Below are 15,666 nucleotides of genomic sequence, written 5' to 3'. Positions count from 1 at the left end.
TGCCAGGCGCGTTTACCTTTGTGTTACTGCCCCGAGCCGGGACGAATACTGTTGTCATCTACAACGGCCTGAAACTCTTGTACCAGCAATTGAACATTGGGATCTGCATGAATCAGATTCTTCAAATACTCTTGGTGCTCCGCCTCTTTGCGTTGCTGGTATTCTGCAGGGGTTTCCTGCGTTATCGCGATTTGCTCAATTTCAATACGCAGTGGTCTTTCGAAGTAAGACGACAGGGCCTTTTCGAAGCGCTCATGGTGGGCATCATTAAGCAGATGCGCGTTTTCTGGCGCAATCTGAAAACAGAGCCTGTCACCTCCCACCTGCTGCAAAATACAGTGGCTACAGATAGAGCGCAGCAAGCCCGCCAGGCCAAATGCATCAAACTGTTCGCGCCATACGGTAGGTGTCAGATCATCGAACAATATAGTCGTGCCTGTCGCAACAGGCGCTTCCGGCATTGTAACTTCTGCATCTACGGCCTGCGCCACAACCACCGGTGGCGCTGACGATTGCACTGGCGCAGAAGCGGGTGCCGTGTCAGTACGGCGTGGCGCTTCGCTGTGCGCGGATGGCGGCACCGGTGCTTTTAAAACGTGCGACCCGGTGCGCTGGCTGTTCTCGACGGTCTTAGCGCCCGTCGGCGCTGACGGCTTTTTTACCGGGGGGGCGCCCTCAGCCGACGCTTGCGGCAGCTGGTGTACACCGGCGGGGCGAAACGCGATCATGCGCAGCAACACCATTTCAAGGCCGCTGCGGGCATCAGGCGCGAGCGGAAGATCACGACGACCGGCCAGACCAACCTGATAAAAATACTGGACGTCTTCCGCCGGCAATTCCGCCGCCAGCGTTTTTACTGCGTCACTATCAGGCAGAGTGCCATCAACCGCCTCCGGCACTGCCTGTGCAATGGCGACTCGATGCAGAAAAGACAACAGATCCGCCAGTACGCCGGCAAAATCCACCCCCTGATCAGCCAGGCGAGACACGGTCTGCAGTAATCCCTGCGCATCCCCGGCATTCAGAGCACTTGCAATATCCTTGATCGCAGAGTGATCTATGGTACCCAGCATCGCTTCTACATCAGCACTGCCGAGTTTGCCTCCGCCAAAGGCGATCGCCTGATCTGTCAGGCTCAACGCATCGCGCATACTGCCTTCTGCAGCCCGTGCTAGCTGCCACAACGCAGGCTCCTCAAAGCCGATCATTTCCTGACCGAGAATATGCGTCAGGTGTTCAACGATCTTCTCCGGTGACATGTTTTTGAGGCTAAACTGCAAACAGCGCGACAGTATGGTGGCGGGTATTTTTTGCGGGTCTGTAGTGGCCAGCAGGAATTTCACATGCGGTGGTGGCTCTTCCAGGGTCTTGAGCAGGGCATTAAAGCTGTGCCCTGAAAGCATGTGCACTTCGTCTATCAAATAAACCTTATAACGACCCCGGGTAGGCGTGTACTGCACATTGTCGAGTAATTCCCGGGTGTCATCTACTTTGGTTTTCGATGCCGCATCCACTTCGATAAGATCAACAAAGCGCCCTTCATTGATGGATACGCAAGCATCGCAGGTGCCGCAAGGCTCTGAACTGACTCCGCTCTCACAATTAAGACACTTGGCGAGAATCCGAGCGATGGTGGTTTTCCCTACACCACGAGTACCAGTAAATAGATAAGCGTGATGCAGGCGGTCATGATCGAGCGCGTTCACCAAGGCTTTCAGCACATGTGCCTGCCCGGCCATTTCCCGGAATGACCGCGGCCGCCACTTTCGCGCAAGAACCTGATAACTCATGACTTTCCTGTAGACACTAAAACAAGCGCTCTAGGATACACCAGCACGGCGTCGACTTGAACTTGCATAGGCATGGGGGGAGACAATTGAGGGTGGCGGCCCAACCAGCCACACCCCGGCACACGAGTTGACAGCTACCGTTGCTCCCTTCCGGGCCTGGCGGGGTTTGCTATCTATCGTTGCGAGGGGACCGGAAGGACCACCATAAAGCTCGACATCACGAAGATCAAAATCCCCCTGTGCCGCGGCGCGACATTGTCTGTTATCTCTAAGCGAGTTTCAACCGTTAATGCGACTTATGACCCGGCGGGTAGTGCTGCAACACAGAACCGACAACGTCGACAATAAAAAGTCGGCGCTCTTCCGGGGTTTCAAGCCAGGGAATACGACGTTCAGACACCCCTCGCCACACCAGCTTCTTCGAATTCGGGGTGACCATGTCAATGACTAGGCGCCCTTCCTGATATTCAGTTTCCCAGCGATCATGGTGAATACCGTGCGGATAGTAGGCATATCCGGAACAACGCTTCTGAAAACAGGGGTAGTAGCCAAAATGATCGTGGAAATCGTATACCTCGACCTTTTTCTCTATACCCATATGAAACGTGAGCAGGATATCCGCCTGCGCTGCAGTTTCTACTTTGCGCAGGCCGCGAGCACGCATTTGGTCTTCAATAGCATTGTGCAATCGGTCACGCATTAGATCATTGCGCCCTTTCCCTCGGGGTTCTTCTGCAACCCCGCTCTCCAACCAGGCGTAGGTTTTGACCCGCTCAAAGGCATAGCCCGGATCGTAATCTGTTACCACCGGGCTGCCGGTGCACGCCAGCAGCAACGACGACATCACTATGATCAAGAAGCCGCGCATATACACCACTTTTCAGTTGAGAATTGTCGCTATGGTAGCGCAATCTTATGAACCCGGGCTGAACCGCAATGGCGACATATTGCCCATTACACAGTTCAGCCCGCTGCGGCCTATTTCAGGATGATATAGAGCGCAGCACGACCCCGTTTGACCTGCAGAAGCAGCCGGTCATCGGTCTTACTCACCGCCTTGCGCAGCTCGGCAATCGATTTAACCCGCGTCTTGTTTGCTGACAGGATGACATCTCCCGGACGTAGGCCGGAGCGTGCCGCTGGCGTGCCCTGGGCGATTTCTGACACCAGAACACCATCGGCATCGTCGGCCTCCTTCAGCGAGGCACCTTCCAGGAACTTATGAACAGCTTCATCCTTGCCTGCCACCAGCGTAGACGGCTCGCCGATTTTGGATTTTATAACCTTGGTCTTACCGTCGCGTACGATGGTGAGCTTTAGAGTCTCACCAATCTTCCTGACACCGACGGCGTTGCGCAGTTGGGCAGAACTCAGAATATCCTTGCCATCTACCGCAACCACGACATCACCGGATTTCAGGCCGGCCTTGTCCGCAGCACTGTTTTCCTGAACCTCGGCGATCAACGCGCCGCGCTGTCCATTTTCAATACCAAAAGCCTCTGCTAACTCGGGAGTGAGATCCTGAATAATGACGCCAAGCTGGCCACGCTTGACTTCACCGTGCTCGAGAATCTGCGTAATGCTCGCTTGCGCCATGTTGGTCGGAATGGCGAACCCTATCCCGACGTTACCGCCGGCGGGCGCGATAATGGCGGTATTGATCCCCACCAACTCACCCTTCAGGTTGACCAGTGCCCCCCCAGAGTTGCCCGGGTTTATCGACGCGTCGGTTTGGATAAAGTTTTCGTAGCCTTCAATCCCCAGCCCAGTTCGCCCCAATGCGCTCACAATACCGGTGGTCACAGTTTGTCCGAGACCAAACGGATTTCCGATAGCCACTACAAAGTCACCCACTCGAACCGGATCGGAGTCGGCCACCGGAATATCAACCAGATCCTTGCCGTCGATTTTCAGTACGGCGACATCGACGTCAGGGTCAGAGCCCACCAAGGTGGCGGTATAGCTGCGACCATCCTCTAGCGCCACAGTAATTTCGTCAGCCCCATCGATAACGTGATGATTGGTGACAACGGTGCCATTTTTAGCGTCAATAATAACGCCTGATCCAGCGCTCTGAGTTCGCCGTTTCTGCTCCGGCATTTGCTGCTCCGGCATATTGAAGAACCGACGAAAAAACGGATCGCGCAACAATGGGTTCTGCTGCACGGTGCGCGTGGTATAGGTAGAGATATTCACTACAGCTGGATTGACCTTCTCCAGCATCGGCGCCAGGCTTGGCAGAGGCTCGCCATTACCGTCTTGCAACGGCCAGGTCGCATAGGCGGGAGCCTGAAAAAACAGCGCCACCAGCCAGAGCATTGCCCAATGATTGAATTGACTACGTGCTTGGCTCACTAAACCTTCTCCTTACAAATCAGATGCTGGTTAGAGCAGCAATTTCGGTGAATTATCCCGGACATTACAATTTTTTCTAAGGTCAGGACAATTTCTCATCGAGCGCCTTGCGCAATTCCGATTCAATTTTGCCCTTGAAAGCACCGGCCAACATACCGAGTTTGACGTCGATCGTGACTTCGTCACGGTGTATCTGTAAGCGCCCATTGAGTCTGGGATGGGAAATTGTCACGGCATTATCGCCATCCCAGCGCGTTTTAGCGTCATAGCGTTGAGCGAGCGAACGGGCAAGCTCTTCCACCATCGTTTTGACTTCGCTTTCAGGCTTTGTGTGTTTTTTTCGAAGAGAAATTTTTGCCACAATCTTACTCCGTCGCACCAAGACAATATCTCTGGCCTGAAGACATTAGCCACAACTGGCCATCATCTTCGATGGCATGCTCGACCAAACGATAGAATACAGAGCGACTGACCTTGGCAGACAAACCGCGGTCTACTGCAACACGCGGAACCGGCTCGCCTGTGTTGATATTTGTGGTAACTGTGAGCGGGTGACTGTCATCAAGCACCAACCACTCATCGACATTGGTTTTCATTGCAATGCGATCTGGCGCTACTTCTGAATCAACAATCTGAAGGGGGTACTCTGCCACCGAGATCCGCCATTTTTCTACAGGCGTCACTAGGTAATACTCACCATCATCTTCGCGCCTGAGGATAGACGCAAACAGCTTGACCAGTGGGTGGCGCTTGATTTCACCACCTTCGTGAAACCAGCGCCCGTCGCTTTTGATCGTGATATCGATATCACCACTGAGCGGCGGATGCCACTTTTCCACAGGCGGCTTGCCGGGTTGACCCTTAAGAAGCTCCGCTATGTCATCCAGACTTTTCACAGGCCCTCCCGGACAGGATCAGTCAATCACTCGAACATTGATAACGCCTTCAATTCCGCGAATACGGTCAATCACGGCCGCTGCAGGTGCCGCTGCAACGTCAATCAGATTATAGGCCACATCATCGCGGCTCTTGTTCAACATATCAATGACATTTAGATCGGCATCTGCAAGTGCTGACAGTACGTGCCCCAGAATTTTTGGTACGTTGCTGTTACTAATGGCAATACGGGTACCCCCGGTGCGTTCAAGGGCCAGCGCCGGAAAATTCACCGAGTTTTTGATATTGCCGTTCTCGAGAAAGTCCCGCAGTTGGTCAGCGGCCATAACCGCACAGTTTTCTTCTGCCTCATCGGTGCTGGCGCCGATATGGGGCATCAGTATCACATCGTCTCGACCGATTAACTCAGGTGCTGGAAAATCAGTAATATAGCGATTAAGGGTTCCAGCCTCCAGCGCGTTGACAATCGCGGCGTTGTCGACAATCTCCTCACGGGCAAAGTTCAGCAGGCGGGTGGTTGGTTTACAGTTGTTCAGCAGCTCGCCATTAACGAGTCCGCGTGTCGCGTCCAACACGGGCAGGTGCAAGCTGATATAGTCAGCGCGAGCAAACAGGCTGCCGATATTTTCCATGCGCTTGACGGAGCTGGGCAGACGCCAGGCCGCGTCAACTGACAATGCCGGATCATAGCCGATCACTTCCATCCCCAGATCGAGGCCAGCGCGCGCGACCAGCGAGCCGATGGCCCCCAGCCCTACAACACCGAGCGTCTTGCCGTAAAGTTCCTGACCTTTGAAGCGCTTCTTCTCTTTTTCAAGGAGCTTGCTCATTTCCGCCCCGTCGGTCATCTCACCGAGTGTGGAGACGAAATCGATGCCCGGAAGAATTCCGCGCGAGCCCAGAGCCATTCCGGCAATGACCAGCTCTTTTACCGCATTAGCGTTGGCGCCGGGCGTATTGAATACTGGAATACCCCGACGCGTGCAATCGGCAATCGGGATATTGTTTACCCCGGCGCCAGCGCGGGCGATGGCCATTACAGAGTCGGAGATTTCATCGGTGGTGAGTTTGTGGCTGCGCAGCAACACCGCGTCAGGAGCGGTAAATTCACTGGCAATTTCGTATTTTTCGCGCGGCAGGCGCTCGAGACCTTTGACGGATATCTGATTGCGCGTCAGTATCTTATACACTGTCTTCCCCCAACGATTAACCTACTAAAAAGTTGGAGGATTCTAACAGAAAGCCGCCGAAAGTGCGTCTTGATGGTGGTTCGAAAAAAGCGCCTCGGTTGAGTCGACTTCCATCGCGCCCACCAGCGGTATGGACTCGCGAACGCAAATCCTGTGCAGCGGCCTCGAAACACTCACCGCAGCTGTGTAGTCCAGGCCCAACTCAAAAAAGCGGAAATCCCACTGCGACGCATCGTCGATAAAATGCGCCGGAGCATTAACCAGCTTTGCCTTGTGCACGGAAGCACCAGCTTCTTTCGTTGCGCGAAAAGAAAAGCTATCCAAGGGTACCGACATACCCTCCCCCTTGGCCTTGACCAACGATTCCTTCAAGGTCCAATAGCGAAAAAATCCTCGCTTTTGATCGGTTGACGGCAAGGTTTTCAGATCGGCAATTTCCAGCGCAGAAAAATACTGATCGGCCACTTCAAGCATGGAACGCCCATGACCGTGATACTCAATATCCGCCCCTATGTCCGCATCAGCGTGCACTGCAAGTATCGCGACGCCATCGGTTAGTGACAGGTTAAAGCGAGGAGCGTCATCCACGTTTGACAGCTCCGGCTTACCAAAATCATTGCGCTCAAACTGGAGATCTGCCGGTTTTCGACCCGTATACGACCCCAACACGGAGCGAAGCAGGGCTCGCCCCATCAGGTAATCAAAACGGTGCTCGGGATAGCGCAGCGCCTTGAACATCTCGTTTTCCTGGACGCTAAGCAAGTCCTGGTAGGCCTGCTCCTGCTGGTAGGGTGACACGTGTGCAGCTACGGCCACCCAGATATCGAGTTGCCCAGTAGGCAACTCGACTCTGGCATCTTGAATTATCATTATTATTAACCTGTGCCGAGCATCCCGCCCGACAGTTTTACATCAATTGTATTTGATTTTGGCAGACTGCATCAGCTCACCAAAATAGGCGTTAAAACCCTGGGAGGCCTGAATTCGCTCAGCACTCGCCAACAGTTCTTTACGCCGCTTGTCGCCTATAAGTGATTTGTCACCATCATAGACATTGGTTAATTGGATGACGACTGTATTGCCGGCATGGCTTGTCGTCGTAATACGTGAAGCACCTTCCTCAGGCCGCTGCAGACTAAAAGCCGCACTGCGGATAGGTTCAGCGACGGCTGGATCCTGCCGCCAGGCACGAACAGCAACTTGCCACTCTACACCCTCACGCGCCTTAGCGATATCCTCAGCTGATTCGCCTGCTTTAAGCGCCTCAGCGATTTCTTCAGCGGCAGACTTCGCTATAGCACGCCCTTTTTCAATCTTAAGCTGCTTGACGATATGGTCACGCACCGTCGCCAGTGGCTTCAGCTCCGGCGCTTTGTACTCTATGGGGTTCACTACCACAAATTGCGTTGGGCTGACTTCAATCACCTCGGAGTTATAACCCTGCTCGCGTAATTCGGCATTAAACGCTGCTGCGCGCACTTTGGGGTTGGCCAGCACCCCGCTCCCTTCATTGGGTCGCAGCCAGTCGCTTTGCTTAAGCTCGAGACCGAGTGTTTCAGCCGGCCCCTTAAGCCCATCCGAATTAAACACCAGGTCACGCAGTGCTTCGACCTCGGCGATTAGCCGGGGCTTAGCTGCTCGCTCCTGAAGCTCACGCTCGATAGCTTCGCGCCGATCTTCAAACGAGGCGACATCCGGAGCTCGAAGATCCAGCAACTTAACCAGATGGAAGCCCGCATCGGTTTCCACTACATCCGAGGTTTCGCCCACCTCAAGTGACGCAAGCGCATTTTCGAACGCCTCCGGGAACGTATTCCCCGCGCTGTAACCAAGATCACCACCTTGCTCCGCACTACCAAAGTCATCGGAATACACTTTGGCGAGCTCGGCGAAATCGGCACCCTGTTCAATCTTAGCTTTCGCCTCTTCGATGCGCGAACGCGCTTCTTCGCGATCGCGATCACCGCCCAGCTCCACCAAAATATGGGCCGCGTGCCGCTCAGTACGCGCTTTTGCAGCCTGCACTTCAGCCGCATAGGCTGCTCTGAGATCTTCGTCGGCAACGGGCTTGAAGAAATCAGCGATCGTTAATTCCAGATAAGCCACCCGCACAGACTCTGTTGTCTTAAAGCGCGCGGCGTTGTTTTGATAGTAGGCTTCAATATCAGCGTCGGATACTTCAGCCTGTTCTGCAAATCCCGACGAATCCAGCGTCAAATAATGGAAACTGCGTTTCTGATCACCCAAGCGAATAGCCTGCTCGCGTTGAAAATCGGTTAAAAACGCAGAGCCTACAACGCCACGATTAAGATGTTCAATCAGCAGGTCCGAGCGCATCAGCTGGCGAAATAGAGAGGGAGTAAAGCCCTGAGCGGCAAGCACCTGACGAAAACGTTCCTGAGAAAAACGTCCGTTTTCGTGAAACTGGGTCATTTGAACAATATTGGCATTTAGCACAGCATCCGGAACAGCCACGCCGGCGTCATCGGCCGCCTGCAGCATTACCTTCTGACGCACCAGTGAATCGAGCGCAGGTTTACGCAGTACCGCGTCGTCAAGAAGCCCTGGATCAATATTGTCACCCATCATCGACAGCAATTGTCGCTTCTGTAGCGCTAAGGCCTGATTGAGTTCTGCTTCACTGACCTTCTCTCCGTTGACTACAGCAACCGGAGCGTCAGAGCTGCCACTAAACAGGAAATCGATGCCATAGAGAGCAAACGGTACAATCATCAAACCAATGATTATCTTGGCAGCAACACCCTGGATGTTATCGCGAATATTCTGAAGCATGCTTGTCCACTAGTTACAAAAAAAGCGCACCTCTCGATGCGCCTTTATACTGGAGTAAATTCCACTCCGAAGACTGAAGATAAAATCGTTCAGTAATTAGTTTACGGCGTCCTTGAGCGCTTTACCCGCTTTGAAGCTCGGGATTTTTGCTGCCGCAATGTCAATCGGTGCACCGGTCTGAGGGTTGCGGCCAGTGCGAGCTGCGCGCTCTTTTACACTGAAAGTACCAAAACCGACCAATGAAACCGAATCATCTTTTTTCAATGCGTCGGTGATTGAATCAACCACCGCATCAAGAGCGCGACCCGCTGCTGCTTTCGGTAAATCTGCCGAAGCAGCGATTGCGTCAATAAGCTCAGATTTATTCACTTATTATCCCCTTCATTATAGGCAATACATGAGAAAGTAATTAACAAACCACTCCCTGAAATCAGTGACAACAGGTTCATCAACTGAATCGAGTGGGATTTATACCAACTGCATTTATGACGGTCAAGGAACCTCAGCGCTAATGAGCACTAAAACGGCTGCTACCCTGCCCTTCCGCCACATCTGCATCCAAATTCGGCTTACCGAGTCCCGCAAGGTACTCCTCGTCCGAAATTGGTTTAGGTAAATGCTCCAGTGCGATTTCCAGCACTTCGTCTATCCACTTCACCGGCTTTATCATCAAGTCCGCTTTTATATCGTCCGGAATCTCTTTCAAGTCAGGCTCGTTTTCGGCGGGTATGATGATTGTGGTTATCCCACCACGGTGAGCAGCCAGCAGTTTTTCCTTCAAACCGCCGATTTTCAATACCTGACCACGCAAGGTTATCTCGCCAGTCATAGCAACCGCTGATTTTACAGGAATTCCGGTGATCACGGATACCAGCGCGGTACACATACCAACACCAGCCGAAGGACCGTCCTTCGGTGTTGCGCCTTCCGGCACGTGAATATGTATATCGTGTGTATCGTGATAGTTTGCAGGAATTCCAAGCGCTTGCGAACGACTCTTCACAACGGTTACCGCGGCCTGTATTGATTCTTGCATCACATCGCCAAGCGATCCGGTCTTCACGTGCCGACCTTTACCGACTACTGACACAGCTTCGATGGTCAACAATTCGCCGCCCACCTGAGTCCACGCCAAGCCAGTTACTTGACCAATGCGATTCTCTTCTTCGGCCTTACCAAATGTGTACTTTGGCACGCCCAAATATTCACCGAGATTCTCGCCTGTCACGTTAAGCTGGGTCGATTCACCTTTACGTTTTTCGCGAGCGAGGTTTTTAACCACCTTGCGACAGACTTTCGCCAGTTCGCGCTCCAGCCCCCGAACCCCGGCTTCGCGGGTGTAATAGCGAATAACGTCACGTATCGCATCTTCTTCGATACTCAACTCCTGTTCCCTCAAGCCATTGTTTTTCATCTGCTTGGGAATCAGGTAACGGCGCGCAATATTTGTCTTTTCCGCTTCGGTGTAGCCAGGAATACGGATAACTTCCATTCGGTCCAGCAATGCTGGCGGAATATTGAGCGAATTCGACGTGCAGACAAACATTACATCTGACAGGTCGTAATCCACCTCAAGATAGTGATCGCTGAAGCTGTTGTTTTGCTCCGGGTCGAGAACTTCCAACAGCGCTGACGCCGGATCTCCTCGGTGATCCATACCCATCTTGTCTATTTCGTCGAGCAGAAACAAAGGGTTGCGCACGCCAACTTTAGACAGCTTCTGAATAATCTTGCCCGGCATTGAACCAATGTAGGTACGACGATGACCACGTATTTCCGCTTCGTCGCGTACCCCGCCTAGTGCCATACGGACAAACTTGCGATTGGTTGAGCGGGCAATGGATTCGCCAAGGGACGTCTTACCCACACCGGGCGGGCCAACTAGACACAATACCGGCCCCTTTACTTTCTTAACCCGCTTTTGTACCGCCAGGTATTCAACAATCCGATCCTTAACCTCATCGAGACCATAGTGATCTTCATTTAATACATCTTCGGCTTTGTCGAGATTGTGCTTAACACGCGAGCGCTTTTGCCAGGGAATGGATATCAACCAGTCGATATAGCCACGCACGACAGAAGCTTCAGCCGACATGGGCGACATCATTTTGAGCTTCGCCATTTCGGACATGGCCTTTTCTTCGGCCTCGGCGCTCATGCCGGTTTCCTTGATCTTTGCTTCAAGGGCCTCCAGCTCGTTGCCACCTTCATCCATATCCCCCAGCTCGCGCTGGATGGCTTTCATCTGCTCGTTTAAATAATACTCGCGCTGACTGCGCTCCATCTGCTTTTTAACTCGGCCGCGAATACGCTTTTCTACCGCGAACAAGTCAATCTCGGATTCCATAACCGCCATTAAATGCTCGAGACGCTCACGCTCGGACAGCATTTCAAGAATGGACTGTTTCTGCTCCAGATCCATACTCATGTGGGCGGCAACACTGTCTGCCAGACGACCAACTTCATCGATACCGGACAAAGAAGTCAACACTTCAGCAGGTATCTTCTTACTGACATTTACATATTTTTCAAATTGGCCGATGGCACTGCGCACCAGAGACTCAACTTCTGCTGCCGGCACTTCTTCGTCGGCAAGCGGAGAAATCTCAGATTGGAAAAACTCGCCGTTGTCTTCGATCTGGTGAACCTGAGCGCGATAGGCCCCTTCAACCAAAACTTTTACCGTACCATCAGGCAGGCGCAGCAGCTGAAGAATGTTGGACACGGTGCCAATATCGTAGAGATCCTCAGTGCCCGGCTCGTCGACATTCGGGTCACGCTGAGCTACCAACATGATTTCCTTGTTGGCCGACATTGCCGTTTCAAGGGCGCGAATCGATTTGTCGCGACCAACGAACAAGGGAATGACCATGTGAGGGTAGACAACCACGTCCCTCAACGGCAGTAGCGGAAAATCCATAATCTCGTTGGAATCACCCATTTTCGACCTCTTAACAGGTGGTACGGGGGGCTGACAGGGTCAGCCTGCTTCCCTTTAACATGGGGCGTAACACGCGGAATTACAAGGTATTGACAGAGAAATAGTTGGAAATGGGCCGAAAAATCGGCCCATTTGTACAGAAATCAATCTTCTGGCGCGGCTTTCTTCTTGTCGTTGTTATGGTAAACCAGCATCGGCTCTGACTCACCCTTGATCACAGATTCATCAATCACTACCTTGCTGACATTTTCCAGTGATGGAATCTGGTACATGGTGTCTAGCAGAACAGCCTCCAGTATCGAGCGCAGACCCCGGGCACCGGTTTTACGCTCCATCGCCCTTTCGGCAACCGCACGCAAACCGTCTTCACGGAAATCAACATCGACCCCCTCCATCTCAAACAGCTTTCCGTACTGTTTGGTCAGAGAGTTTTTCGGCTCTGTCAGGATGCTGATCAGGGCATCTACGTCCAGCTCTTCCAAGGTTGCGATGACCGGTAGCCGTCCAACAAACTCAGGAATCAGTCCGTAGCGAACCAGATCCTCTGGCTCTAGGTCTGCCAGCACTTCGCCGACATTGCGCTTGTCGTCCTTGCTCTTGACCTCAGCTGAGAAACCGATGCCGCCACGCTCGGAGCGATCTCGAATGACCTTATCCAGACCGGCAAATGCGCCACCACAAATAAACAAGATATTAGCCGCGTTAACCTGCAGGAACTCCTGCTGAGGGTGCTTGCGCCCCCCTTGCGGCGGCACGGAAGCAACTGTGCCTTCGATCAACTTGAGCAACGCCTGCTGCACGCCTTCACCCGATACGTCACGTGTGATCGACGGGTTGTCCGACTTGCGGGAAATCTTGTCAATTTCATCGATATAAACAATACCCATCTGTGCTTTATCGACATCATAGTCGCACTTCTGCAGCAGCTTCTGGATGATGTTTTCAACATCCTCACCCACATAGCCCGCTTCGGTCAATGTGGTGGCATCGGCGATGGTAAAGGGAACGTCCAGCAGACGGGCCAGGGTTTCTGCCAGCAGCGTTTTACCGCTACCTGTGGGGCCCACCAAGAGGATATTACTTTTGCCCAGCTCGACGTCTTCAGCGCTAGTATCCGCGTAGCGCAGCCGCTTGTAGTGATTGTAAACCGCTACCGCGAGCACTTTCTTGGCACGTTCCTGACCGATAACGTACTGCCCGAGAATATCTTTGATTTCCGCCGGCGTCGGCAGGCGGTCGTGATTGGCTTCACCGCTGCTTTCCTGTATTTCCTCACGAATAATGTCGTTGCATAGATCGACACACTCGTCGCAGATGAAGACAGACGGACCCGCAATCAGCTTCCTGACTTCGTGTTGGCTTTTGCCGCAGAACGAACAGTAGAGCAGTTTGCCGCTGTCGTCCCCGTCTTTGGTGTGATCTGCCATTAAGCTCTCCAAAATGCGCACCGCCATGGTGCACTTATAACTATCTCTACTCTAAAGATGCTGATTTTTGCCGCGTATTGCAAGCATCAGGGCAGCGAATACTACTTCTCGTCTGCTACTGTACGTCGCATCATCACCTCATCGATCAATCCATAGGCCTTGGATTGCTCGGCATTCATAAAGTTATCGCGCTCGGTATCCAGGCGAATTTTTTCGATATCCTGCCCGGTGTGCTGGGCCATCAGCTCATTCAGACGCTCGCGGATGATCAGGATTTCACGGGCATGTATGTCGATGTCCGTCGCCTGACCGGTGGCGCCCCCGCTGGGCTGGTGAATCATGGTGCGAGCGTTAGGCAGCATGTAGCGCTTGCCTTTGGTGCCACCAGAGAGCAGGAATGCGCCCATACTGGCGGCCTGACCAATACACATGGTGCTGACATCGGGTTTGATGAACTGCATGGTGTCGTAGATTGACAAGCCTGCGGTTACCGAGCCACCCGGTGAATTGATGTACAGGTGAATATCTTTATCTGGGTTTTCAGACTCCAGAAACAGCATTTGGGCGACAATCAGGTTCGCCATATGATCTTCGACGGGGCCAACACAGAAAATAACCCGCTCTTTCAACAGTCGAGAGTAAATATCGAAAGAGCGCTCACCGCGAGCAGTCTGCTCTACCACGATGGGCACCAGGCCGAGATTGTTGATCTGATTTGAATTGTAACCTTCTGAGCTATAGCGCGACATAATCCCTCTTCTTCTCCCGGCTTCTCACTATCTGACCACTCGCCGCCACTTTCGTACTCACAAAAGCCCGACCCACAAAAACAAAAGCGACCGAATTTTCACCCGATCGCCCTGAGAGTCTAACGCAGTATTGCTGCGTTATTCTTCTTCCGCTGCCTCTTCATCGGGGGGCGACATCACTTTTTCGTAACTGGAAGTTTCCTCGGTAACCTGCGCTTTTTCAAGCAAATTATCAACAACCTGATTTTCCACCACCAGCGACTCAATGCCCTGCAACTGTTGCGGGTTGCTGTAGTACCAGTTGATAACCTGCTCTTTGTCTTCGTAGCTGGCTGCCATTTTCTCAATAGCGGCACGAACTTTGTCCGCATCAGCTTCAATCGACTCACTGTTTACCAGCTCATTGAGCACTAGGCCCAGCTTGACGCGTCGCTCCGCATTTTCCGCAAACACTTCATCTGGGAAAATGTCTTTCGCATTGATTTGCTTGGCCAGGTCACCAAATTGCTGTAACTGCTGGTTACGCAGCGCATCAATTTCCTGAGAAATCAGCGCCTTGGGAACCTGAAGGTCGCTATGCGCATCAAGCACGCCATCCAGCACCTGCTGTTTAATGCGATTTTCAATCGCACTTTCCAGCTGGCCTTCCATGTTTTTGCGCACTTCCGCGCGGAAAGCCTCTTCGCCACCCTCTTCCACACCGAACAACTTAAAGAATTCGTCGTTCAGCTCGGGCTGGACCTTGGTTTTGACTTCTTTGAGCGTAACCTTGAACTCAACCGCAGCGCCTTTGAGCTCCTCGGCGTGGTAGTCCTCTGGAAAGCTCAGCGACAGTACCTTTTCTTCGCCGGCACTCATACCAACAATACCGTCTTCAAAGCCTGGGATCATACGACCAGACCCGAGAACCAGATTGGAATCTTCTGCGCTACCGCCATCAAAAGCTTCGCCATCTTTTGTACCAGCGTAGTCTATAACGACCTGATCACCATCTTCGGCAGCACGCGCCACTGTTTCAAACTCAGCGCGCTGCTCACGCAGATTTTCAATCATCTTGTCGAGATCGGCGTCGGTTACTTCTGCCTTAGGCTTAACAACCTTAATTCCGCTGTAGTCTTTGACTTCAATCTCCGGAAACACTTCAAAGGTTGCCACATATTCCAGATCACGACCTTCATCGAGATTTTTCGGTTCAATGGCGGGCTGACCGGCAGGCTTAAGGTCCTGCTGTTGAATCGCCTCATAGAAGGACTCGTTCATCACTTCGCCAAGCACTTCCATGCGAACCGACTGGCCAAAGCGCTGACGCATGACTTTCATCGGCACCTTGCCTGGACGAAAACCGTCTAAGCGCACGGTTTTGGAAGCTTTTTGGAGCTTAGAGTTAACCGCACTATCAATGCGCTCGGCAGGTACACCAACGATTAAACGACGTTCCAGACCTGAAGTCGTTTCAACTGACACTTGCATGGGAATCCCTCTGAGAGAGCTGCGTATGACGCGCAGCCTGTCTGTCAATGAACT

General features: G+C 52.7%; 13 protein-coding genes and 1 other RNA gene. All 14 read right to left on the bottom strand.

Features of this window, described 5'->3' with window-relative positions; genetic code table 11:
• Positions 1 to 23: 23 nt before the first annotated feature.
• Positions 24 to 1,790 carry a DNA polymerase III subunit gamma/tau gene (dnaX, locus tag ABYP39_RS00180; protein ID WP_372780729.1) on the bottom strand — a complete coding sequence of 589 codons (1,767 nt, stop codon included), beginning with the start codon at positions 1,788 to 1,790 and terminating at the stop codon, positions 24 to 26.
• 99 nt (positions 1,791 to 1,889) lie between these two features.
• Positions 1,890 to 1,986: signal recognition particle sRNA small type (gene ffs, locus ABYP39_RS00175), an RNA gene on the bottom strand.
• A gap of 90 nt (positions 1,987 to 2,076) precedes the next feature.
• Complete coding sequence (locus ABYP39_RS00170; protein WP_372780728.1) at positions 2,077 to 2,658, bottom strand: DUF4136 domain-containing protein; 582 nt, start codon at positions 2,656 to 2,658, stop codon at positions 2,077 to 2,079.
• A gap of 110 nt (positions 2,659 to 2,768) precedes the next feature.
• Positions 2,769 to 4,109, bottom strand: coding sequence for a DegQ family serine endoprotease (locus ABYP39_RS00165; RefSeq protein WP_372759633.1), 1,341 nt, complete (start codon positions 4,107 to 4,109; stop codon positions 2,769 to 2,771).
• A gap of 118 nt (positions 4,110 to 4,227) precedes the next feature.
• Positions 4,228 to 4,506, bottom strand: coding sequence for a polyhydroxyalkanoic acid system family protein (locus ABYP39_RS00160; protein WP_372750458.1), 279 nt, complete (start codon positions 4,504 to 4,506; stop codon positions 4,228 to 4,230).
• Between the two features lie 4 nt (positions 4,507 to 4,510).
• Positions 4,511 to 5,041, bottom strand: a complete 531-nt coding sequence (locus ABYP39_RS00155) for a DUF1285 domain-containing protein (RefSeq protein ID WP_372750457.1) — start codon at positions 5,039 to 5,041, stop codon at positions 4,511 to 4,513.
• A gap of 18 nt (positions 5,042 to 5,059) precedes the next feature.
• Complete coding sequence (locus ABYP39_RS00150) at positions 5,060 to 6,232, bottom strand: phosphoglycerate dehydrogenase (RefSeq protein WP_372780727.1); 1,173 nt, start codon at positions 6,230 to 6,232, stop codon at positions 5,060 to 5,062.
• Positions 6,233 to 6,274: 42 nt separating this feature from the next.
• Complete coding sequence (locus ABYP39_RS00145) at positions 6,275 to 7,102, bottom strand: 4'-phosphopantetheinyl transferase superfamily protein (RefSeq protein ID WP_372750478.1); 828 nt, start codon at positions 7,100 to 7,102, stop codon at positions 6,275 to 6,277.
• Between the two features lie 42 nt (positions 7,103 to 7,144).
• The gene (locus ABYP39_RS00140; RefSeq protein WP_372780726.1) at positions 7,145 to 9,025 is read right to left on the bottom strand and encodes a SurA N-terminal domain-containing protein; all 1,881 of its coding nucleotides are present in this window, start codon (positions 9,023 to 9,025) and stop codon (positions 7,145 to 7,147) included.
• A gap of 96 nt (positions 9,026 to 9,121) precedes the next feature.
• On the bottom strand, positions 9,122 to 9,394 hold the full coding sequence (locus ABYP39_RS00135; protein ID WP_372747541.1) for an HU family DNA-binding protein: 273 nt from the start codon (positions 9,392 to 9,394) through the stop codon (positions 9,122 to 9,124).
• Positions 9,395 to 9,533: 139 nt separating this feature from the next.
• The gene (lon, locus tag ABYP39_RS00130) at positions 9,534 to 11,966 is read right to left on the bottom strand and encodes an endopeptidase La (protein ID WP_372747540.1); all 2,433 of its coding nucleotides are present in this window, start codon (positions 11,964 to 11,966) and stop codon (positions 9,534 to 9,536) included.
• Between the two features lie 143 nt (positions 11,967 to 12,109).
• The gene (gene clpX, locus ABYP39_RS00125; RefSeq protein ID WP_372780725.1) at positions 12,110 to 13,393 is read right to left on the bottom strand and encodes an ATP-dependent Clp protease ATP-binding subunit ClpX; all 1,284 of its coding nucleotides are present in this window, start codon (positions 13,391 to 13,393) and stop codon (positions 12,110 to 12,112) included.
• A gap of 101 nt (positions 13,394 to 13,494) precedes the next feature.
• A complete protein-coding gene (gene clpP, locus ABYP39_RS00120) occupies positions 13,495 to 14,142 on the bottom strand; it encodes an ATP-dependent Clp endopeptidase proteolytic subunit ClpP (RefSeq protein ID WP_372747538.1) in 648 nt (215 codons plus the stop codon).
• Between the two features lie 138 nt (positions 14,143 to 14,280).
• The gene (gene tig, locus ABYP39_RS00115) at positions 14,281 to 15,612 is read right to left on the bottom strand and encodes a trigger factor (protein ID WP_372747537.1); all 1,332 of its coding nucleotides are present in this window, start codon (positions 15,610 to 15,612) and stop codon (positions 14,281 to 14,283) included.
• Positions 15,613 to 15,666: the final 54 nt, after the last annotated feature.

This window comes from Litorivivens sp. (genome assembly GCF_041625495.1).
GTDB lineage: Bacteria > Pseudomonadota > Gammaproteobacteria > Pseudomonadales > Spongiibacteraceae > Litorivivens.
This window is presented reverse-complemented; position numbering and strand designations above follow the sequence as displayed.

What these genes read in the sequence shown, in the direction of transcription:
- dnaX (WP_372780729.1), bottom strand. Translation starts at nt 1,790, where the DNA reads ATGAGTTATCAGGTTCTTGCGCGAAAGTGGCGGCCGCGGTCATTCCGG.
- ABYP39_RS00170 (WP_372780728.1), bottom strand. Translation starts at nt 2,658, where the DNA reads ATGCGCGGCTTCTTGATCATAGTGATGTCGTCGTTGCTGCTGGCGTGC.
- ABYP39_RS00165 (WP_372759633.1), bottom strand. Translation starts at nt 4,109, where the DNA reads ATGCTCTGGCTGGTGGCGCTGTTTTTTCAGGCTCCCGCCTATGCGACC.
- ABYP39_RS00145 (WP_372750478.1), bottom strand. Translation starts at nt 7,102, where the DNA reads ATGATAATTCAAGATGCCAGAGTCGAGTTGCCTACTGGGCAACTCGAT.
- ABYP39_RS00140 (WP_372780726.1), bottom strand. Translation starts at nt 9,025, where the DNA reads ATGCTTCAGAATATTCGCGATAACATCCAGGGTGTTGCTGCCAAGATA.
- lon (WP_372747540.1), bottom strand. Translation starts at nt 11,966, where the DNA reads ATGGGTGATTCCAACGAGATTATGGATTTTCCGCTACTGCCGTTGAGG.
- clpX (WP_372780725.1), bottom strand. Translation starts at nt 13,393, where the DNA reads ATGGCAGATCACACCAAAGACGGGGACGACAGCGGCAAACTGCTCTAC.
- clpP (WP_372747538.1), bottom strand. Translation starts at nt 14,142, where the DNA reads ATGTCGCGCTATAGCTCAGAAGGTTACAATTCAAATCAGATCAACAAT.
- tig (WP_372747537.1), bottom strand. Translation starts at nt 15,612, where the DNA reads ATGCAAGTGTCAGTTGAAACGACTTCAGGTCTGGAACGTCGTTTAATC.